15 protein-coding genes are annotated in these 20417 nt (G+C 65.3%); 3 read left to right on the top strand and 12 right to left on the bottom strand.

All coding sequences use genetic code 11. The features are described 5' to 3' along the window. Positions 1 to 84 precede the first annotated feature (84 nt). From AAFG13_RS39590 to AAFG13_RS39560, 7 genes are all read right to left on the bottom strand, one after another. The gene (locus AAFG13_RS39590) at positions 85 to 1155 is read right to left on the bottom strand and encodes an alcohol dehydrogenase (protein WP_342710356.1); all 1071 of its coding nucleotides are present in this window, start codon (positions 1153 to 1155) and stop codon (positions 85 to 87) included. 142 nt (positions 1156 to 1297) lie between these two features. Further along, a complete protein-coding gene (locus tag AAFG13_RS39585; RefSeq protein ID WP_342710355.1) occupies positions 1298 to 2266 on the bottom strand; it encodes an oligopeptide/dipeptide ABC transporter ATP-binding protein in 969 nt (322 codons plus the stop codon). Continuing rightward, positions 2263 to 3249 carry an ABC transporter ATP-binding protein gene (locus AAFG13_RS39580; protein WP_342710353.1) on the bottom strand — a complete coding sequence of 329 codons (987 nt, stop codon included), beginning with the start codon at positions 3247 to 3249 and terminating at the stop codon, positions 2263 to 2265. Before AAFG13_RS39580 ends, AAFG13_RS39585 begins: the two co-directional genes overlap by 4 nt. Further along, complete coding sequence (locus AAFG13_RS39575) at positions 3246 to 4115, bottom strand: ABC transporter permease (RefSeq protein ID WP_342710352.1); 870 nt, start codon at positions 4113 to 4115, stop codon at positions 3246 to 3248. Before AAFG13_RS39575 ends, AAFG13_RS39580 begins: the two co-directional genes overlap by 4 nt. Then, the gene (locus AAFG13_RS39570) at positions 4102 to 5052 is read right to left on the bottom strand and encodes an ABC transporter permease (protein ID WP_212311301.1); all 951 of its coding nucleotides are present in this window, start codon (positions 5050 to 5052) and stop codon (positions 4102 to 4104) included. The genes AAFG13_RS39575 and AAFG13_RS39570 overlap by 14 nt, the downstream gene beginning before the upstream one ends. 6 nt (positions 5053 to 5058) lie before the next feature. After that, positions 5059 to 6600, bottom strand: a complete 1542-nt coding sequence (locus tag AAFG13_RS39565) for an ABC transporter substrate-binding protein (protein ID WP_342710351.1) — start codon at positions 6598 to 6600, stop codon at positions 5059 to 5061. 236 nt (positions 6601 to 6836) lie between these two features. Continuing rightward, on the bottom strand, positions 6837 to 8012 hold the full coding sequence (locus AAFG13_RS39560; protein ID WP_342710350.1) for a CoA transferase: 1176 nt from the start codon (positions 8010 to 8012) through the stop codon (positions 6837 to 6839). Between the two features lie 213 nt (positions 8013 to 8225). Between AAFG13_RS39560 and glgA the strand changes: the two genes are divergently transcribed. Together glgA and AAFG13_RS39550 are read left to right on the top strand one after the other, a co-directional pair. Further along, a complete protein-coding gene (gene glgA / locus AAFG13_RS39555; RefSeq protein WP_342710349.1) occupies positions 8226 to 9653 on the top strand; it encodes a glycogen synthase GlgA in 1428 nt (475 codons plus the stop codon). A gap of 192 nt (positions 9654 to 9845) precedes the next feature. After that, on the top strand, positions 9846 to 10904 hold the full coding sequence (locus AAFG13_RS39550) for a class I SAM-dependent methyltransferase (protein ID WP_342710348.1): 1059 nt from the start codon (positions 9846 to 9848) through the stop codon (positions 10902 to 10904). Between the two features lie 79 nt (positions 10905 to 10983). Here the strand turns inward: AAFG13_RS39550 and AAFG13_RS39545 are convergent, their stop codons facing one another. The 5 genes from AAFG13_RS39545 to AAFG13_RS39525 form a co-directional block, all read right to left on the bottom strand. Further along, positions 10984 to 12528, bottom strand: a complete 1545-nt coding sequence (locus AAFG13_RS39545) for a L,D-transpeptidase (protein ID WP_342710347.1) — start codon at positions 12526 to 12528, stop codon at positions 10984 to 10986. A gap of 244 nt (positions 12529 to 12772) precedes the next feature. Further along, on the bottom strand, positions 12773 to 13969 hold the full coding sequence (locus tag AAFG13_RS39540) for an MFS transporter (RefSeq protein ID WP_342710346.1): 1197 nt from the start codon (positions 13967 to 13969) through the stop codon (positions 12773 to 12775). Between the two features lie 130 nt (positions 13970 to 14099). Continuing rightward, positions 14100 to 14615 carry a PRC-barrel domain-containing protein gene (locus AAFG13_RS39535; RefSeq protein ID WP_249131230.1) on the bottom strand — a complete coding sequence of 172 codons (516 nt, stop codon included), beginning with the start codon at positions 14613 to 14615 and terminating at the stop codon, positions 14100 to 14102. 45 nt (positions 14616 to 14660) lie between these two features. Then, positions 14661 to 16862, bottom strand: coding sequence for an amylo-alpha-1,6-glucosidase (locus AAFG13_RS39530; protein WP_212311308.1), 2202 nt, complete (start codon positions 16860 to 16862; stop codon positions 14661 to 14663). A gap of 108 nt (positions 16863 to 16970) precedes the next feature. Further along, complete coding sequence (locus tag AAFG13_RS39525) at positions 16971 to 18734, bottom strand: ABC transporter ATP-binding protein (protein ID WP_212311309.1); 1764 nt, start codon at positions 18732 to 18734, stop codon at positions 16971 to 16973. A 310-nt stretch (positions 18735 to 19044) separates the two neighbouring features. On the opposite strand from AAFG13_RS39525, the gene AAFG13_RS39520 reads away from it, so the two are divergent. Beyond that, positions 19045 to 20112, top strand: a complete 1068-nt coding sequence (locus AAFG13_RS39520; RefSeq protein ID WP_342710345.1) for a glycosyltransferase family 4 protein — start codon at positions 19045 to 19047, stop codon at positions 20110 to 20112. Positions 20113 to 20417 lie beyond the last annotated feature (305 nt).

The raw sequence follows: 20417 nt of genomic DNA, 5'->3' as shown, positions 1-20417 counted from the left end.
CGGGGCGATGCGCAGCGTCGAACCCGGAATCTCGAGATTCCGGGTCTGGTGCTGGCGCACCATCCCGGAATGACGGTGACTGGTCTACGGCGTCAGCACGGCGCGGCCGACCAGCTGGCCCTTCTGCAGATTGGTCAGCGCCTCGTTCGCCTTTGCCAGCGGCATCGGCGTGACCGGGATCGCCGGGATCTTCTTGGTCCGGACGAGGTCGAGCAGCTCCTGCGTCTCGCGCAGATTGCCGACATAGCTACCCTGGATGGTGACCGCCTTGATCGGGATCAGCGGCAGCGCCCAGGTCGCACCGCCGCCGAACAGGCCGACGATCACGAGCTTGCCGCCCTTGGTCAGGCAGTCGAAGCCGAGCTGCGAGGTCTGGGCATTGCCGACCAGGTCGATCGCTGCGCGGATCGGCTGACCGGCCTTCTTGATGAGCTGCTCCAGCGCGTCGGGCGCCTTGCCGTCGACGGTCGCGAGCGCACCGGCGGCCTCGGCCGCCTCGCGCTTCCTGACGTCGATGTCGACCACGATCGCGCCCTTGCCGCCCATCGCCTTCAACAGCGAGAGCGCCATCAGGCCGAGACCGCCGGCGCCGAAGATCACGATCGGCGTGTCGAGATCCTTCTCGACCTTCTTCAGCGCGCTGTAGGTCGTGACTCCAGAGCAGGCATAAGGCGCGGCCGTGACCGGATCGAGCCCGTCGAGGTTGAGCAGGTATTTCGGATGCGGCACCGTCATGTGATCGGCATAGCCGCCGTCGCAATAGACGCCGAGCGCATTCGGCTTGATCGCGCACATGTTCTCGTCGCCGCCGAGGCAGGTCGGGCATTTGCCGCAGCCGAGCCACGGATAGGCCAGCGTGACATCGCCGACCTTGAGGCCGCCCTTGTCGGCGTCCTTCACATCCGGCCCGAAGGCTATGATCTCGCCGACCGTCTCATGGCCCATCGTGCGCGGCAGCGAGACGCCGCGGTCCTTCAGCGACAGCGGCTTGCGGCCATGGCCGAGATCATAACCGCCCTCCCAGATATGCAGGTCGCTGTGGCAGACGCCGGCGGCCTTGACCTTGATCAGCACCTGCGTGCCCGACGGCTGCGGCGTCGGCTGATCGACCTCTTTCAAGGGGGCGTTGAAATCGACGACCTGGAAACTCTTCATCGCTGTTCTCCCGAAACTTGTTCTTGAGGCGGACCTTGCCACGCCTGCCCGCCCGGGACAAACGCTCAAGACCCCATTTTCGAGCAAGCCGCCATGCAGCTCGCTCGAATGCCAACGCGCCACTATTCAGAGGCGTGACTATTCAGATCAGCGGATGATGGCAAGCCGCGAACTGGCCGGGCGCAACCACGCGCAGTTCCGGCACCTCGCTGGCACAGCGTGCATCGGCCCGCGGGCAGCGGGTGCGGAAGCGACAGCCCGACGGCGGCGCGATCGGCGACGGCGGCTCGCCGACCGGCACGCTCTGGGTCGGCCGGACATCCGGATCGGGCACCGGAATCGCTTCGATGAGCAGCGCGGTATAAGGATGCGCCGGCCGTGCAAACAGCTGCTCCGACGGACCGACCTCGCAGAGCCGGCCGAGATACATCACTGCGACGCGATCCGAGACCGCCTTCACCACCGCGAGGTCGTGGGCGATGAACAGCAGGGTCAGGCCGTAACGTGCCTTCATCTCCTCCAGCAGATTGAGGATCTGCGCACGGATCGAGACGTCGAGCGCGGACACCGGCTCGTCGCAGATCACGAATTCCGGATTGAGCACCAGCGAGCGGGCGATGCAGATGCGCTGGCATTGTCCGCCGGAGAATTCGTGCGGCAGGCGCCCGCTCACCAGCGCGGGGTCGAGCCCGACCGCCGACAGCGCCTCGCTGACGCGCCGCCGGCGTTCCTCGGGATCCTTGACGCCCGCGATCACCAGCGGCTCGGCGACGATGTCGCCGATCCGCCGCCGCGGATTGAGCGAGGCAATCGGGTCCTGGAAGATCAGCTGCACGCGCCGGCGCATCTTGCGCAGCGCCTCGCCCTTCAGGATGGTGAGATCGTGGCCGTCGAACAGCACCTTGCCGGAGACCGCCTGGCGCAATTGCAGCACGGCGCGGCCGAGCGTGGACTTGCCGCACCCGGATTCGCCGACCAGCCCCAGCGTCTCGCCACGCGCGATCTCGAGGCTGACATCGGAGACGGCATGGATGGTCTTGCCCCCCACCGAATATTCGACGACGAGGTTTTCCACTTTCATCAGCGGATTGGATGCGGCCTGCAACATCATGCGACGCGCCTCGCCGTGATCGGATGGAAGCAGGCATAGAGATGCTCTGGTGTCTCTGCCGGACTGAGCCGCGGCTTCTCCGTGCTGCAGCGCCCGGTGGAATAGCGGCAGCGCGGCGAAAACGAGCAGCCCTTCAGCGGCCGGGTCGGATCGGGCGGCCGTCCCGAAATCGCCGGCAGCGGCGTATGCGGCGGCACGTCGAGCTTCGGCAGTGCGGCGAGCAGCGCCTCGGTGTAAGGCATCCTCATCTGCTTGAACAAGGCCGGCGTCGGCGCGCGCTCGACGACGCGCCCCGCATACATCACCGCGACCTCGTCGGTACGGCCGGCGACCACGCCGAGGTCATGCGTGATGATGATCATCGCCATATGACGGCGCTGCTGCTCGCGTGCCAGGAGATCGAGGATCTGCGCCTGGATCGTGACGTCGAGCGCGGTGGTCGGCTCGTCCGCGATCAGGAGCTTCGGTTCGCAGGACAGCGCTACCGCGATCGCGACGCGCTGGCGCATGCCGCCGGAGAGCTGGTGCGGATATTGCGTCAGCCGTTGCTCGGGCGCGGGAATGCCGACCGCCGTAAGCAGTTCGATGCTGCGCTGCCTGGCCTGGGCCAGATCGAGCTCGAGATGTTCCTGGATGGTCTCGATCAGTTGGGTGCCGATGGTCAGCACCGGATTGAGCGATGTCATGGGATCCTGGAACACGACGGCGAGCGAACGGCCGCGCAGCTTGCGCAATTTCTCCGCCGACAGCGTCGTGAGATCCTGCCCGTCGAACATCACGCGGCCGGACAGCTTGGCCTTCTTGGGCAGCAGCTGCAGGACGGCTCGCGACAGCATGGTCTTGCCGCAGCCGGATTCGCCGACAATGCCGAGCGTCTTGCCGGCGCCGACGGCGAGATCGACATGATCGACCGCCCGCAGATTGCCCCGCGGCGTCGGCAGGTCGACCACCGCGTCCTCGACCGAAAGCAGCACACCGCTCATAGCGCACCCTGCCGGGGGTCGGTCAGCGCGCGCATGGTGTCGCCGATCAGGTTGAACGAGAGCACCGTCAGGAACATCGCGATCGCCGGGATGAAGGCGAGCTGCGGCGCCACCTCGAGGCTTTCACGCCCCTCCCCGATCATGCTGCCCCAGCTCGATATCGGCGGCGGCACGCCGAGGCCGAGGAAGGACAGCGAGCCCTCGACCACGATGGTGACGGCGACGCCGAGCAGGAAGAAGGCGATGAGCGGCAACAGTACGTTGGGCAGCAGCTCGCGCAGCAGGATGCGCGCATGGGTGGCGCCGAGCGCCTGCGCCGCGATGACGAATTCACGCCGTGCCAGCGTCAGCGTCGCCGCCCGCGCCACCCGCATGAAGGCCGGAATGCCGAGCACGCCGAGGATGCAGGTCAGGTTGAAGATCGACTGGCCGAGATAGGCGGTGACCGCAAGCGCCAGGATCAGCGGCGGGAATGCCAGCAGCACATCCATGCCGCCGACCACGACGGATTCGAATCGGCCGCGGAAATAGCCGGCGAGGATGCCGAGCGCGCCGCCGATGGTGACACCGATCATGGGTGCGCAGAGGCCGACGATCAGCGAAATGCGCGCGCCATAGATCAGCCGCGACAATTCATCCCGGCCGAGGCCGTCGGTGCCGAGCCAATGCTCGGCCGAAACCGGCGCCCGCCGATCCAGCATGTCCATGTCGGTCGGGCTCGACAGCGGCAGCAGGTCGGCGAAGATCGCGACCGCGAACACCAGCACCATCCAGCCGATCGCCAACCAGAACAGCATGCCGAGCCGGCGACGGCGCCGCGCCGTCGTCGCACCGGCCTCGTCGAGGCTGAGCTCAAGCGTGGCCATGGCGGATCCTCGGGTCGAGCACGGCGTAAAGCAAGTCGACGATGAAGTTCATGATCACGAAGCCCGCGGCGACCAGCAGCACCACGCCCTGCAGGATGATGAGGTCGCGGGTATAGATCGCGCCGACCAGGAGACGGCCGATCCCCGGCAATGCGAAGATCGATTCGACGATCACGGCGCCGCCGATCAGACGGCCGATATTGATGCCGGTGATGGTGACGAGCGTCAGCGACGACGGCTTCAGTGCATGCACGAACAGAATGCGCGACGGCTTCAGGCCCTTCGCCTTGGCGAGCGCGATATAATCCTCCTGCAGCGCTGCGATCATGTCGGAGCGCAGCACGCGCATGATGCCCGGCCATTCCGCAAGCCCGAGCGTCAGCGCCGGCAGCACCATGAAGCGCAGATTGGCGACGGGGTCCTCGGTGAACGGCACGTAGCCGGTCGCCGGCAACAGCCGCAGCTCGACCGCAAACAAATAGATCAGAAGGATCGCGGACAGGAAGGTCGGCACCGACAGCATGCCGAAGGCCGAGCCGGTCATGAAACGGTCGAACGCGGAGCCCGCCTTGGCGGCACAGGCGATTGCCAGCGGCACGCCGATCGCAAGCCCGATCAGCTCGGCGAGGATCATCAGTTCGAACGACACCGGGACGCGCTCGCTGACCGCCTGCCACACGGTCTGCCCGGTGCGGAACGATCGTCCGAAATCACCCTGCAGGATGTGCCACAGCCAGCTGAGATAGCGCAGCCAGATCGGCTGATCGAGCCCCAAGTCGTGACGCAGGGCCGCGACATTCTCAGGCGTCGCCTGGTCGCCGAGGATCACGTAGGCCAGATCGCCGGGCAGCAGCGACGCGATCACGAAGGTCAGGACCGAGACCGCGATCAGCACCGGCACCAGGTACAGGAGCCTGCGCGCGACAAAGAACAGCATAAAAGGCTATTCCTTCCAGGCGTAGGAGACGTCGAGCACTCCGTTGAACATTTTCGGCACGCCCTTCACCTTCACGCTCGAGATCGCGTAGTAGGTGTTCTGGAAGGTCCAGAACCAGATCGCCTCCTTGTTGATCAGGCGGCTGATCGCGCAATAGTCCTCGGTACGCTGGGCGACATCGGCGGTGGTTCGCGCATGCTCAAGCAGCCGGTCGAGTTCCGGATTGGAGTAATTCGCCAGCGCGACCGGGCTGCCGGTGTGGAAATTGGCGTACATCTGCGGATCGGGATCGGCGAGATCGACGATGCGCCACGGTGTGAGCTGGAACTGGCGCATGAAGGCGCGCGGCGGAATGGTCGCCTGATCGACCTGCTCGATCTCCATATTGGCGCCGATGCGCTTCCAGAATTGCTGCAGGACCTGACCGCCGGTGCGGCCGCGCGGCGTCGCCGTGACCAGCATCTTGAACTCGACCGGCTTGCCGTAATCCTTGAGCAGCGCCTTGGCCTTTTCGACATCGTAGGGCAACGCGCCATCATCCTTGCACTTCACCCAGGAACCGTCGCCGTAGGGATTGCTGGCCGGTCGCGCCAGGCCATTGGTAATCGCTTGCGACATCTTGTTGCGGTCGAGCGCCATCACCAGCGCCTGGCGCACGCGCACATCGTCGAACGGCGGGACCTTGGTGTTGAAGGCAGCGACTGCAGCCCCCGAGCCTTCATACGTATGCACGGTTAGACTGGTGTCCTTGCGCGCCTTGATAATGTTGTCGGCGTCGGCCTCGTCGTCCCAGACGATGTCGGCCTCGCCCGATTGCAGCGAGGCGAAGCGCGATTGCGCGTCCGGCAGCGGCTTCAGGATGATGCGATCGAGATAGGGCTTGCCCTTGTCCCAATAGTCCGGGTTCTTCTCCAGCACCATGCGATCGCCAGCGTTCCAGGATTTCAGGATGTAGGGACCGGTGCCAACCGGGTTGCGATTGTAATCGTCGCCCTTGGTCTTCCACGCGGTCGGCGACTGCATCACATTGTTGGAACTCTGGATCGATTGCGTCGCCGGGAAGTTCACCGCCGGGTCGCTGAAATTGTAGCGCACCGTGAGGTCATCGACGACGTCCACGCTCTTGATGCTGGTAATGTAGAACGCGCAGCGGCACTTGTTGGCCGGATCCTTCTGGCGGTCGAAATTCTCCTTCACCGCCTGCGCATTGAACGGCGTGCCGTCGTGGAATTTGACGCCGGGCCGCAGCTTGATGGTCCAGGTCTTGAAGTCCTCGGAATGCTCCCAGGACAGCGCGAGCTTCGGCTTCGGCTCGCCCTTCTCGTCGAGCGTCATCAGCGTGTCGAAGATCGAGGCTGCCGCGGTGTTGGCCGATGTATCGTAAACGCCGACCTTGAGCGGGTCGAAGCCCGGTATGTCCAGCTCCTGGCCGACGGTAAGCGTGCCGCCCTGCTTCTGCGCATGGGCCGGTGCAGCGAACGCCGCTGCACCTAATCCCGCCACAAGAAATATGCGCGCAACTGCGTGCGCGCGCCCGGCCAGCTTCATCGATGCTCCCTCCCGAATGGGCGACGTCCGGTGTTCCGGATCGTCGTACGTTGGGAGGCAGCTTGTCCGGAATCGCCGCGCGCGACAAGACCGTAAAACGGATGAAAAGCCGCAGGCAGATCACGATGCGATCACGTGGACCTGCATCATGATCTCGTCTAGCTCTTTGAGCACGATCCTTCGGGAAACCGGCATCCCCGTTGCGCCAATGCGGCCCTCCGGGTCCGGATCATGCTCTAGCTGCGCACGGTTTTTGCCGGTTGCGATGCGAAGCCGGCAATCTGATCGTCGGAGAGCCCGATCTCCTTCAGATAGGACAGTGTGTGCTCGCCGAGCGTCGACATCCGCTTGGCCGCACCGACCGCAGCGCCGGACATCCGGAACGGCAGATTGAGCACCTTGAAGCTGCCACCGCCGTCCTCAACCTCGGCCAGCGCACCGCGATGGGCGATTTGCGGATCGGCGAGCGCCTCGCGCACGGTGCGATAGGCCGACGACGGCACGCCATATTCATTGAGCGCGGCGAGACAGGCCTGCGTGCTGACCGCCCGCGACCACGCCTCGACGCCCTCCATCAGGCCCGCCCAATTCTCCCGCCGATCGGAATATTTGGCGAAGCGCGAATCGGACACCCATTCGGGCCGGCCGATCACCTGCATCAGGTTCTGGAAGGTTTTCTCGCTGGCGATCGCCACCATCACGTAACCGTCGCTGGTTTCGATCGGGCCGAACATCGGCCGCTGGGTTTGCTTCACCTCGAATTGCGACCACTGCAACTCGTTCAGGGTCAGGCTCAGCATCGATTCCAGCATCGAGACGTCGATATGCTGGCCCTTGCCGCTGGCACCGCGCTGATAGAGCGCCGCCGAGATCGCGCCGAAGGCATAGACCCCGGTCAGCACGTCGGCGTGATAGATGCCGCAATAATCGGGCCGGCTGCGGCCCGGCTGGTAGGCGAGATGCGCCATCTCGTAACCTGAGGCGGCATGGATCACCGGCGCATAGGCCGGCAATTCCGCCGACGGGCCGGTCTGGCCGTAGCCGGAGATCGAGCAGAAGATCAGCTTCGGATTGATGTCGCGGATCGAGGCATAGTCGAGCTTGAGCCGGCGCATCACGCCGGGGCGGAAATTCTCCACCAGCACGTCGGCGGTCGCGATCAGCCGGCGCACGGCTTCGACGCCGGCCGGCGACTTCAGGTCGAGCACGAGGCTGTTCTTGCCGATATTGAGCTGGCCGAACGCCGTCGAGCAATGGTTGCGCACCGGCGGCCGCGTCCGCATCGTCTCGCCTTCGACGGGCTCGATCTTGATCACCTCCGCGCCCATGTCGGCGAGCATCCGCGTGCAATGAGGTCCGGCGATCGTGGTCGAAAAATCGAGCACGCGAAGGCCGTCAAAGCTCCGTGTCAAATTCCCCTCATCGTCAGCGGCTATTGTCGTGGCCAAGGCTTCCTCCAGCTTCGTCGTTTCCGTTGTTCGGCGTCGCGCGACCCTAAAGTGAGCCGCCCTGACAGGAAAGCGTCTCGTCCAGACCGGGACCGCGGGCCGTCGTGCATTTTACTCAAAGGCAGATTGGACCCGATCTTGCATGAGCCCTGTCACGGGCTGGAACGAGGGCGCTTGTTGAAGGTCTTATTCGTCACGACCGAGATGGACGATTTCGTCCGCGTGGGCGGCCTCGGCGCCGTTTCCGCTGCACTTCCCCGGGCGCTCCGCTCCTGGAGCGACGTCAGGATCATGCTTCCCGGCTATCGGGATGTCGTCGAACAGTTCACTCATATTGAAATCGTTGGACAATGCGAGGCCCTCGCCGAGATGCCGGCCTGCACGCTCGGGCGCGCATCGACCAAAGACGGGCTGCCGGTCTACGTGCTGTTGTGTCCGCAGCTCTACGACCGGCCGGGCAATCCCTATGGCGACGAGTCCGGCCGCGACTGGCCCGACAACGACATCCGCTTCGGCCGCTTTGCCTCCGCCGCTGCCGAACTTGCAGCCGGAACGCTGGACAAGAATTGGGCAGCGGACCTCGTTCACGCCAACGACTGGCAGGCCGCGCTCACACCCGCCTACCTCGCATGGCGCGAGGCGCGGATTCCATCGATCCTGACCATCCACAATCTCGCCTATCAGGGCCTGTTTCCGCGGGACTCGCTGCGGCGGATCGGCGCACCGGAAAGCTCATTCCACATCGACGGGCTGGAGTTCTACGACAAGCTGTCCTTCCTCAAGGGCGGCCTCGTCTACGCCTCGCATCTGACCACGGTCAGCGCGACCTATGCGAGGGAGATCACCACCGCCGAGCTCGGCTGCGGGCTGGAGGGCCTGCTGCGCGTGCGCTCCGACGCCGACCAGCTGACCGGCATCCTGAACGGCATCGACGAGAGCTGGGACCCGCGCCACTGCGCACAGCTCGCGCAGCCGTTCGGCGCCGGCGACTGGAAGGGCAAGCAGGCCAACGCCGACTATGTCCGCCGGCAGTTCGGCCTTGCGGTCTCGCGCGGGCCGATCTTCGGCCTGGTTGCGCGGCTCGTGCATCAGAAGGGCGTCGATCTCGTGCTGTCGGCCGCCGACGAGATCATCAGGGACGGCGGACAGATCGTCGTCACCGGCAGCGGCGAGCCGGCGATCGAGGACGCACTGGTGGCCGCGCATCGGCGCCGTCCCGACGCGATCGGCGTGATCATCGGCTTCAACGACGCGCAGGCGCGCCGGATCTTCGCCGGCAGCGATTTCACCCTGATGCCGTCGCGCTTCGAGCCCTGCGGCCTCAGCCAGATGTATGCGCAGCGCTTCGGCTCGTTGCCGATCGGCCACCAGACCGGCGGGCTTGCGGAGACCATCGCCGACGGCGAGACCGGCTTCCTGTTCGCGCAGCCATCGGCGGAATCCTTCCTCGGCGGCGTCAGGCGCGCGTTCGACGCCTACCGCGCCAAGGATCGCCTCAACGCCATGCGCGCCAGCGCGATGGCCAAGTCCTACAGCTGGGACCTGTCGGCCGCCTGCTACGGCGCGCTGTACAGGAGGCTCATCATGCCGCGGGCAGCGGCGTAAGGCGCCCGCCTCGCCGGCTTGTGAAGTCGGTCGTGCTGGCATCCCAGCCGCTTCGTGACATTCAGCCTGCGCCGCCAAGCCCATTTCGTGCGATCATGTCCGCGCCCATGGCCTTCTGCCTGGACGATCGCGCACACATGAAATTGGCAATGTTGGACTTTTTGCAAAACCCAATTGCGATGGAGGAACATCATGGACGTCAACGAGGAGCGTCTAAATTCATTCATGGGAAAGATGATTGGCGATGTCGGCGCGGCGATGAACGCCTCGCTGATGCTGCTGGGCGATAAGCTCGGGCTCTACAAGGCCCTCGCGCAGCAAGGACCGATGAATGCGGCGGCGCTGGCCAAGGCAACAGGAACGGCCGGACGTTACGTTCAGGAGTGGCTCTCCGCGCAGGCCGCTTCCGGTTACGTCGAGTACGACAGCGCAACCGGAAAGTTCTCGATGCTGCCCGAGCAGGCGCTCGCGCTTGCCGACGAGGACAGCCCGGTCTTCCTTGGTGCCGTCGGAAGCCTTGTCGGCGCGACATTTCTCGACGAGCCGAAAATTACCGACGCGTTCAAGACCGGCAAGGGCGTCGGCTGGAACAAGCGCAGCGAGTGCCTGTTCTGCGGCACGGCCCGGTTCTTCCGCACCAGCTACAAGCACTATCTGGTGCAGGAATGGCTGCCGGCACTCGAGGGCGTCGTCGACAAGCTGAAGAAGGGTGCTGTCGTCGCTGACGTCGGCTGCGGCCACGGCGTCTCGACCCGGTTGATGGCGGAAGCGTTTCCGAAGTCAACCTTCTACGGCTTCGACTATCATGATGGCTCGATCCAGACGGCACGGATGTCCGCGAAGGAGGCGGGATTGTCGGACCGCGTCCATTTCCAGACGCACTCCGCCAAGGACTTCCCAGCCAACAAGTATGACCTGGTTTGCTTCTTCGATTGCCTGCACGACATGGGCGACCCGGTCGGCGCGCTCAAGCACACCCGCTCCACCCTCGCCGACGACGGCACCTGCCTGTTGATCGAGCCGTTCGCCAATGATCGGCTGGAGGACAACCTCAATCCGATCGGGCGGGTCTACTATGCGGCGTCGACGATGATCTGCACGCCGGCGTCGCTGGACCAGGAGGTCGGACTTGCGCTCGGCGCGCAGGCCGGCGAGACCCGGCTGCGCGAGGTGGCGCGTCAGGGTGGCTTCTCGCGTTTCCGCCGCGCGGCGGAAACACCGTTCAACCTGATCCTGGAAGCCCGGCCCTAACAGCGATACGCGATTGGACGGCGGTATCGCACCGCCGTCCAACGCTGAGAGTGCTGACTGATTCCGCGGCAGCGCCGTGCTACCAGTCCTGTTGCGATTGCCAGTAGTACTGGCCGCCGCGCCGACGCGGATTGGCGGGTTGAGGATTGCCATAATACGGGGAGCCGTACTGGGTCGGCGCCTGGGGATTGCCGTATTGGGGATAGCCGTATTGGGTGCCGGACTGGGGATTCCAGCTGCGCTGAGAGAAGAAGCCGAAACCGTCCCCATCCCCGCTTGCAACCATGTCGTCGGTTTCCATCGGCCGGGTCGGCTTGCGTGTGATGAAACCGCCCTGAGGCTGGTTGCTCAGCACGGCAACGAACTCGGTGCGGTAGTTGGTCTCGGCGCTCAGCGGCTCGTCCGAGATGATGATCGACGAGCGCGGCACGGCGGTCGGCGCGATGCGATCCAGCACATCCTGCGGGATGGTGACGCGGTCGAGCGCGTCCTTGGCGTTGTCGCCGTCGTCGATCGTCACCTCGGTCCAGCGCAGGCCGGTGTCGTTGCGCGCCATCGCCGTGAAGATATGCGTGCCGATCGGCTGATCCGGATCGCGAATGGTAACGGGAACCTCGATGCTTGAATCGAACACCTCGCCACCGTCAGCCCATGGCTTATGGGTGTTGCGCCGGACGTAAAGTTTCTGCGTCGCGCGGCTGATGTAGACAGAGACCGGCTCGAGCGCGAGCTTCGCTTCGGTCGCCGCCTTCTGGGTGTCGGCCTTCTTGGTCTCGGCCGCCTTGGCCGCCTCCTTCGCCGCGGCAGCGGCGTCGAGCTTCGGCTTGGCGTCGCCCTGGGCCGCCTCGAACTGCGTCGTCGCTTCGGCGGCCCTGGCGGCGGCCTTCTGCTTCAGATCCTCGGCGCGCGCCTTGGCCTGGTCGGTCTTGGCATTGGCGAGCGTTTTGTCGGCGAACGCGAGCTCGGCGTCGGCACGGGTCTTGGCCTTTTCCAGCTTGCGCAATGATGCCGGCGTGAACAGTGCAGCTTCCTTGGTCGCGGCCACGGAAGCCTTCTTGGCCTCGTCGGCCAGCTTGGCGGCATCCGCAGCTTCGCGGGACAGCGTCTCGGCACGCGCCGGAGCAGCCGCGATGGCCTGGGCATTCGGCACGAACAGCGCCGGATGGGTGAAATTCTCCGGCGCCGGATCGTTCGGCGCGATGATCACCCGCATCCCGATTCGCGTCCTGTCGAACAGCTTCTCGGCAAAGTCATAGGGCATCCGCACGCAGCCGTGCGAGGCCGCATAGCCGGGCAGCGGGCCGCCATGCAGCGCGATGCCGTTCCAGGTGATGCGCTGCATGTTCGGCATCCAGGCATCGTCATAAAGCGTCGAGTGGTGGTCCTTGTCCTTCTCGATCAGCGCAAAGACCCCGGCCGGCGTCTCGCGTCCCTTGACGCCGCTCGACACCGGCGCGCGGTAGATCCAGCCGTCGGCGTCGTAGAAAGTCACCTTCTGGGCCTTGATCGACACGATCGCCATGATCGGCTCGCCCGCGGCGCGCGGCGCGGTCGCCTCGACCGTTGCCGCAGGGCGCTGCTGCTTCGCCGCGACGCCGCCGGTCAATGACGCAACTGTGACCATCGCCGCGAAAGTCACAAAGGCGGGAGGCCCCCAACGCCGCATTGCTCGGGTGATTTGCGCCGTCGTCGTTCGATTTTCCATGCCATTCCTCGGTCGAAATGCCTGCCCGCGCTGCGTCGATCCCTACCAGATCACGATTTTGGATTGATTAATCCACGGGACTATCGGCTCGTTCCGCCAGCAAATCACTCATATATGACGGCGCATGCATGAGGAGGGTGCCGGGGCGCCAAACCTGCCTGCATCATGCCGTCCGCCGCGTCTCGGGCATCACCAGCCAGATCATGAACAGCCCCAACGCGGCGACGGCGGCCAGGCCCATGAAGGCGGTGCTGCTGCCGAGCTTGTCGCTGACATAGCCGGCGAGCACCGTGCTGAGCGACGCGCCGATGCCGACCGCGGTTCCGACAATGCCCTGCGCCAGGTTGAAATGGCCGCTGCCGAACGCCACGTCGGCCACGATCAGCGGCACCATGACGCTGAAGATTGCCGCGGTGATGCCGTCGAAGACCTGCACCATGACCAGCAGATAGGGATCCCGCACCGTTGCGAACAACAGGCCGCGGATCGCCAGCGAGGCGAATGCAAGCAGCAGCAGGGGCCGCCGCCCCCAAGCCTGGGCCTTGCGGCCGACCGACGGCGAGCACAGCGCGACGATCGCCTGCGGCACGATGATGCAGGCGGCGATCAGGACCGGCGCCCACTGGCTCGACCGTGTCGTGACGACGCCCGCCATCAGCGGCAGCATCGCAGCATTGGCCAGCTGGAACAGCATCATCGCGCCGGCAAAGATCAAGAGCGACCGCCGTCGCACCAGACCGACGATACTGGTCGCTCGTTTGTCGGGAACCTCACGCTTCACCTCGCCATGGGCCTGCGCGATATCGATCTCGCGCTCGCGGATCCGTGCCAGCGACAGCAACGTCGGGATCGCAAGGATGAAGGTCACGAGGAACACCGAGCGGCTCGACAAGAAATAGCCGCAGGCGCCCATCAGCGCCGCGGCCGAGCCGCTGCCGAGCGACGCGAAGCGCGCATTGCGGCCGAGCCGCTCGCCGATCGCCAACGGCCCGACCAGGCCGAGGCTGATCGCGGCGATCGCCGGACCCAGCACACAGCTTGCGAGCGCGTGCAGTGTCGCGGCGAGCGTCACCACCGGAAAGATCGGCCAGAGCGCGTAGGCCAGCGCGGCGGCGCCGATGGCGGCCACCGCCCAGCCCGCGACGACCCGCTCCGAGCGTGCCGCATCGACGATCGCGCCGCCGGGCACCTGGCCCAGCAGGCCGATAATGCCGCCGATCGAGAGCACGAAGCCGATCTCGACCTGGGTCCATTTCTGCGTCGTCAGGTAGACCGCGATGAACGGGCCGAAGCCGGTTTGCACGTCGGCCAGGAAGAAGATGAACCAGTCGAGCCCGCGCTGGCTTTCGCGCGACGGCATGCGCGGTTCCTCGGGACTGGGCTGACCGGGAACAAGCGGCACAATATTGGTGTCGCCGGCTGATCGCCCGCCACGATCGTCGCCAACCGTCTCGAAAGCAGAGTCCGGGCGCGCGACCAGCTTTAGCCCCCTAATGTTCGTAATCCCATGGATGAAGACTGCCGGCCGCGCCAAGCACGATCAGCGGCGTATCTTCCTTGTATTCGGGCGCAGCGCTCACCTGCTGCTTGTTGAGGTCCAGCGTGATGCTGTCGCTCTTGCTGGAAACGCCGGCGAAGCGCAGTGCGTTCCAATCGACCACGATCTTGCGGCTGCCGACGCCGAGAAAGCCGCCGAAATCGATCACGGCGGCGCGGACCTTGCCGTCGCGGTCGACGATGACGTCGACAATGCGGCCCATATCCTCATTGGCGGAACTGCGCACGTCGCGCCCGAGAATGCCGTGCGCATCGCGCGCACCGATCACGGTCACCGAAGGCGGCGGCGACGGCTCCTTGGAGGGTTCCTTGGCCTGCTCCTTCGGTGCAGCGGCTGCTGGCGGCGCCGGTGTTGCCGGCGGCGTCTTGCCTTCGTCGTCGGCGGCGCGGACACCCGCGCATGTCAGCAGCACCGCTCCAACCAGCATCACCATGATCCTCGGACGCATATACCTCTCCCCACGATTTCGCGCGCTCGTGCCGTGCGACGACGCTCAATGCGTCAGCACGATCGACACCTGGATCTGGCCGCGCGTGCGCAACACTTCGAGTGACACCTCGCCGTCGTGTCGGCGCAGCCGCAAATCGACGCTGGACGCGCCGAGCCTGAGGTCGCGCAGCACCACGTCGTTGAGGAATTCCGGCAGCCGCGGATCGCGCAAGCGTATCTCGCCGCGCGTGGTGTCGAACTCCAGCCCGAGTGCGGCCTCCAGCAGCGTGAACGGCGTCGCGCTCGCCCAGGCCTGCGGTACGCAGGCCACCGGATAAAGCACCGGGCCGCGGCGGCGCTCGCGGCGGAAGCCGCAGAACAGCTCGGGCAGCCGCCGCAGCTCCATATAGCTCGCGGCGTCGAACAGGCCCTTGAACAGATGGGCGACCGAATGCTTCAGGCCGTAGCGGGCAAATCCGAGTGCGATCAGCGCATTGTCATGCGGCCAGATCGAGCCGTCATGATAGGACATCGGGTTGTAGCGCGCCTCGCCCACGGCGACGGTGCGGATGCCCCAGCCCGAGAAGAATCTCTGGCTCATCAGGTCGGCGGCGACCCGCCGCGCGCGGTCTTCGCGCACCATGCCGGAAAACAAGGTCTGTCCGGCATTCGACGTGCGCACCTTGCACGGCCGCTTGGCGCCGTCGAGCGCGAGCGCATAGGTGCCGAGCTCCTCGCACCAGAACGCCGCCTCGAACCGCTCGCGCAGCCGCTCGGCCTCGGCATCAAGCCTAGCGGCCTGGTCCGCGAAGCCGAGCTTACGCGCCGCCCGCGCGGCAAGCTGCTTGCCCGCGAACACGTAGCCCTGCACTTCCGCCAGCGCGATATTGCCCTCGGCAAGCGAGCCGTCGGCGTGGAAGATGGCGTCGAAGGAATCCTTCCAGCCCTGGTTCCGCAGCCCCTCCTCGGTGGCGCGCTGATACTCGACGAATCCATCGCGGTCGGGATCGCCCGGACCGTCGATCCATTGCAAGCCGGCCTCGACCGCCGGCCACAGCTCGCGCAACGTCTCCAAATCGCCGGTGCGCTCCAGATAGAGCCCGGCGAGCAGCACGAACAGCGGAGTCGAATCGACGCTGCCGTAGTAATGCGCGAACGGCACCTCGCGCAGCGCGGCCATCTCGCCACCGCGCATCTCGTGCAGGATCTTGCCCGGCGCGGCATCGGACAAGGGATCGACCACTTTGGCCTGGAACAGCGCGAGCCGCTTCAACACGCCCTTGGCGATCCGCGGATCGACCCACAGCATCTGCAGCGCGGTGATCAGCCCGTCCCGGCCGAACGTCGTCGAATACCAGGGAATGCCGGCATACGGATAGCGTCCCTGCGGCGTCTCCGTCATCAGCATGTTGAGGTCGGCCATCGCCTGGCACAGCACCTCATTGAAGATGTTGTTCGAGGTCTCGATGCTGGCCGCACCGGCCGTCGAGCTCCGCATCTCCCGACGATGCGCCAGGAGCCCGCGGAAGAACGGCACCGGCTTGTGCATGATCGGCTTGTTGCAGGACACCGCGACGAACAGCGACGTCACATGCCCCGGCTCGAGGTCGAAATGATAGGTCGCAGTGTTGACCGACAGCCGGGTCGGCCGCGGATCGAAATGCAGCGCGGTGATCCGCGTCTGCTCGTCGAGGCCGCAATATTCCAGCACAACGTCGGTCGGGCCGAGCAGCTTGCTCGAGCCGATGCCACGCCGCGGCCGCCGCTCGCCGCGCACCTCGAACAGGTCGGCAAAATCATTGTCGAACAGCAGCGTCAGATCGAAGCTCGCGATGTGTTCGCCGTGGTTCTGCAGACCGATCCGCTGATAGGCGGTGCCGCGCCACAGGAAGATCGAGCGCACGATGTGCAGCGTATCCTTCTGCAGGGTCAGACGGCCGTCGCGATAGACGTCGGAATTGGTGAGATCGACCGTCAGCGCCGAATTGTCGTCGCGCATGTTGGAGCCGAGCAGGAGCGGCTGCACGTCCTCAAGCACCATTTCCAGCCGCGCGAGGTAGCGCGTATCGGCGTTGAACAGGCCATCGGGCCCGCCGGCCGAGGCGCCGATATCGCCATGGCTGTCGAGCACGATGAAGGTGTCGTCATGCTTGAGCGAGCGCCGCGGCCGCGCCGCGGGCCCGGTCATCGGAATGTAGAACGGCGATTCGGCGACGTGCTCAGTGATGCGAGCAGTGATGATCTGCGTAACGACGTCAGCTGCCATCTGAACCTCTGGCGACTTTGCTTGGCCCGACTCTTGACCTGACTCTTGGCTCGTATCCTGGCTCGAACGAACCCACCGGAACGCAAGACCGCGCTTGATGACGCGGGGTCAGGCCGCGCTGGTGGAGAGGCGGCCCATCTCGCGCGCGACCAGGTCGCGGTACGGACCCCGTCCCTTCACGAGGATGTCGGGCGGACCGTCCTCGACGATCCGGCCGCCCTGCAGCACGAGCACGCGGTCGAAGCTACGCAGCGTCGCGAGGCGGTGCGCGATCGCCACCACCGTACGCCCGCGCATCAGCCGCGACAACGCCTCGCGGATCGCCTCCTCGGAGTCGGCGTCGAGCGCCGCGGTGGCCTCGTCGAGCAGCAGGATCGGCGCGTCCTTCAGGAAGGCGCGCGCGATCGCGATCCGCTGGCGCTGGCCGCCGGAGACCTTGACGCCGCGGTCGCCGACGATGGTGTTCATGCCCTCCGGCAAGCTCTCGATGAAGTCGCAGCGCGCGGCGATCGCCGCCCGCCGCACCTCGTCGTCGGTGGCATCCGGCCGGCCGTAACGGATGTTCTCCAGGATCGACCGGTGGAACAGCGAGATGTCCTGCGGCACGACCGAGATCGCCGCGCGCAGGCTCAGCTGGGTGACGCGCGAGATGTCCTGGCCGTCGACCGTGATGTTGCCCTGCTCGACGTCGTAGAAGCGCTGCAGAAGGGTAAACAGTGTTGACTTGCCGCCGCCGGATTGGCCAACCAGGCCGACCCGCTGTCCGGGTTGGATGCGCAGGCTGAAACGCTCGAACACCTGCAAACCGCCGGGATAGCGGAACGAGACATTGTTGAAGGCGATCGCCGCGCCGCTCTTCACCAGCACCTCGGCTTCGGGATGGTCCTTCAGCTCATGCGGCTGCAACAGCGTCGCCAGCGCCTCGGTAAGCCGGGCGACATGCTGGGTGACGTCGACCAGCGCAACGGCGAGATCGCGGGTGGCGCTGAGGATCGAGATGCCGAGCGTGCAGACCAGCACGACGTCGCCGGTGGTCGCTGCGCCCTGCTGCCAGAGATTGAGAGCCCAGGCCAGCATCGCGATCGTCAGAATGACGGTCACGGCAGCGTGAACGAGGCGAAGCTTTTCGAGATAGCGCAGGGAACGGCCGCGCGCCACAAGTTCCCGATTGACGGTCGCATCGAAGCGGTCGTGCTCATAGCCGAGGCCACAGAACGCGCGCACCAGCGGCAGGTTGTTGATGACGTCGACCATTTCGCCGTCCACCGCCGCCGCCCTGTTGGCGAAATCGTCATGCAGCGGTCTGCCGGCGGCCGCCATGCGGAACATGGCTACCACCATGGTTCCCGCAATCAGGATCAGCACTGCTGACATTGTCACGCTGACGGTTCCAACCAGGGTGATCGCCGCCACGGTCGCGATGCAAGGCGGCAACACGTTCCATACGAACATGTTCTGGACGGTGTAGACCGCGTTCGACGTCGCCGTGATCCGGCTGGTCAGCATGCCCGGCAGCCGGTCCGTGAAGTAGCTCGGCGCGTGGCCGGTGAGATGTCGGAACATGTCGCGGCGAAGGTCGCCGCTGACGCTGACGAAGGTATAGCTCGCGGTCCAGCTCGCGATCCGCCACAAAAAATTGTCGGCTGCGATCAGCGACATGAGCAGAGCGAATGCCAGCCATACGCCATTCGCGGCCGACGGCCCTGCCGACAACGCATCGACCAGATTCTTCACGCCGTATTGCGTGCCTACCGAGCAGGCAACCGCCGCGACGACGGCCGACAAAATCACAACATGCGACGGAAGCCGCCGGCGCAGATAGCGCAGCACAAAGGGGAACGGGCGATGCGCGTATCCTGACAGATGGTCCATGACGTCCTGCAAAAGCTGTTGAAGGTGAACGAGAAAATTTTAGTCGAAGCTCTCGTGCACGATGACGTGAAGGGCGGCGTTGGGATTCCTTGATGCAGCCATCACTGCACGGCATTTTTGCAACGCTGGCGTCGGCAAAAACGTGTTGGAGCGAGATGGCATCAGCAAGACCACAGTGTGATGGAAGAAAGAAGCGGCAGATCTCCCACACCTAAGGAACCTCGCACGTGCGAGAACGTTCCCGTCATTGGCATGTCGCTGCCATCAGAGGGCTGAGGGCCATCCACACCACAAAACAGGAGACGGAGAAATGCGCATCGCGCAGGTTGCCCCGCTGACGGAGGCTGTTCCCCCCAAGCTCTACGGCGGCACCGAACGGGTCGTGCACTGGCTGACCGAAGAACTTGTAACACTTGGACATGACGTGACGTTGTTCGCCAGCGGCGACTCACAGACCTCCGCGAAGCTCGATGCGACCTGGCCGAAGGCACTGCGGCTCGACGGTTCCGTCCGCGACCCCAATGCGCTGCACATGGTGATGCTGGAGCGCGTCCGGCAGAAAGCCGACGACGACGAGTTCGACTTCCTGCATTTCCATCTCGACTACTATCCGTGGTCGGCGTTCTCGCGGCAGCCGACGCCGTTCGTGACCACGCTGCACGGACGGCTCGACCTGCCGGAGCACCAGCCCGTCTTCAACACCTTCTCCAAGATCCCGGTGATCTCGATCTCCAATGCCCAGCGGCGGCCGGTACCGCAGGCGCACTGGGTGCGCACCATCCATCACGGCCTGCCGGAGAATTTGCTGACGCCGCAACCGGCCAAGCAATCCTATCTCGCCGTGCTCGGGCGCATCGCGCCGGAGAAAGGCGTCGATCGCGCGATCAAGATCGCGACCCGCTGCGGCATTCCGCTGAAGATCGCAGCCAAGGTCGATCGCGCCGACCAGGAATATTACGACGAGTTGATCAAGCCGCTGATCACCAACAATCCGCTGATCGAGTTCATCGGCGAGATCAGCGACCGCGAGAAGTCGCATTTTCTCAGCGGCGCGATCGGGCTGCTGGTTCCAATCGACTGGCCCGAGCCGTTCGGCCTCGTGATGATCGAAGCGATGGCCTGCGGCACGCCCGTCATCGCCTATAACCGCGGCTCGGTGCCCGAGATCATCGAGGATGGCCTGACCGGCTTCATCGTCGAGGACGAGATCAGCGCGATCTCCTCGGTCGGCCGGCTTTCGACGCTCAACCGCGACGCCATCCGCAAGCAGTTCGAGACCCGCTTCACCGCGCGCCGCATGGCGCTCGACTATCTCGCCGCTTATCGCAGCCTGATGGAAGCCAAGCCGCGCTTCAAGCTGGTGTCGAGCGCGGAATAGCCGTTGCAGCGGCCGATCGAATGATCCGGCGGACCGGCCGGCACCCCTCTGCGCCGGTCGGTCGGTCATTCGATTGTCAATAATACCGTCGCATCCGGCGGCAACTCTCATGCAGCGAAGCGGCTCAAATGCGCGCGTCGCGCGATTGCTGCGACGCACCAGCCGCAACGCGTTTTCCCCGTGAACCCGGCCGATGTCGCCTTTGCGATTGCCGGATTACGTGCTCTTATGCGCCCCGCTTGAGCAAAAAAATAATAAGCGCGCGGGACGGAGCAACCGTGCCGCCGTCGCACAGGGGGAGCGCC

Source organism: Bradyrhizobium sp. B124, assembly GCF_038967635.1.
In the GTDB taxonomy this organism is placed as follows: domain Bacteria; phylum Pseudomonadota; class Alphaproteobacteria; order Rhizobiales; family Xanthobacteraceae; genus Bradyrhizobium.
The sequence above is the reverse complement of the archived record's forward strand: the minus strand, read 5'-3'. Positions and strand labels throughout refer to the sequence as shown.

What these genes read in the sequence shown, in the direction of transcription:
- AAFG13_RS39530 (WP_212311308.1), bottom strand. Translation starts at nt 16,862, where the DNA reads ATGGCAGCTGACGTCGTTACGCAGATCATCACTGCTCGCATCACTGAG.
- AAFG13_RS39535 (WP_249131230.1), bottom strand. Translation starts at nt 14,615, where the DNA reads ATGCGTCCGAGGATCATGGTGATGCTGGTTGGAGCGGTGCTGCTGACA.
- AAFG13_RS39525 (WP_212311309.1), bottom strand. Translation starts at nt 18,734, where the DNA reads ATGGACCATCTGTCAGGATACGCGCATCGCCCGTTCCCCTTTGTGCTG.
- AAFG13_RS39565 (WP_342710351.1), bottom strand. Translation starts at nt 6,600, where the DNA reads ATGAAGCTGGCCGGGCGCGCGCACGCAGTTGCGCGCATATTTCTTGTG.
- AAFG13_RS39550 (WP_342710348.1), top strand. Translation starts at nt 9,846, where the DNA reads ATGGACGTCAACGAGGAGCGTCTAAATTCATTCATGGGAAAGATGATT.
- AAFG13_RS39520 (WP_342710345.1), top strand. Translation starts at nt 19,045, where the DNA reads ATGCGCATCGCGCAGGTTGCCCCGCTGACGGAGGCTGTTCCCCCCAAG.
- AAFG13_RS39570 (WP_212311301.1), bottom strand. Translation starts at nt 5,052, where the DNA reads ATGCTGTTCTTTGTCGCGCGCAGGCTCCTGTACCTGGTGCCGGTGCTG.
- AAFG13_RS39540 (WP_342710346.1), bottom strand. Translation starts at nt 13,969, where the DNA reads ATGCCGTCGCGCGAAAGCCAGCGCGGGCTCGACTGGTTCATCTTCTTC.
- AAFG13_RS39575 (WP_342710352.1), bottom strand. Translation starts at nt 4,115, where the DNA reads ATGGCCACGCTTGAGCTCAGCCTCGACGAGGCCGGTGCGACGACGGCG.
- AAFG13_RS39545 (WP_342710347.1), bottom strand. Translation starts at nt 12,528, where the DNA reads ATGGTCACAGTTGCGTCATTGACCGGCGGCGTCGCGGCGAAGCAGCAG.
- AAFG13_RS39580 (WP_342710353.1), bottom strand. Translation starts at nt 3,249, where the DNA reads ATGAGCGGTGTGCTGCTTTCGGTCGAGGACGCGGTGGTCGACCTGCCG.
- AAFG13_RS39590 (WP_342710356.1), bottom strand. Translation starts at nt 1,155, where the DNA reads ATGAAGAGTTTCCAGGTCGTCGATTTCAACGCCCCCTTGAAAGAGGTC.
- AAFG13_RS39585 (WP_342710355.1), bottom strand. Translation starts at nt 2,266, where the DNA reads ATGATGTTGCAGGCCGCATCCAATCCGCTGATGAAAGTGGAAAACCTC.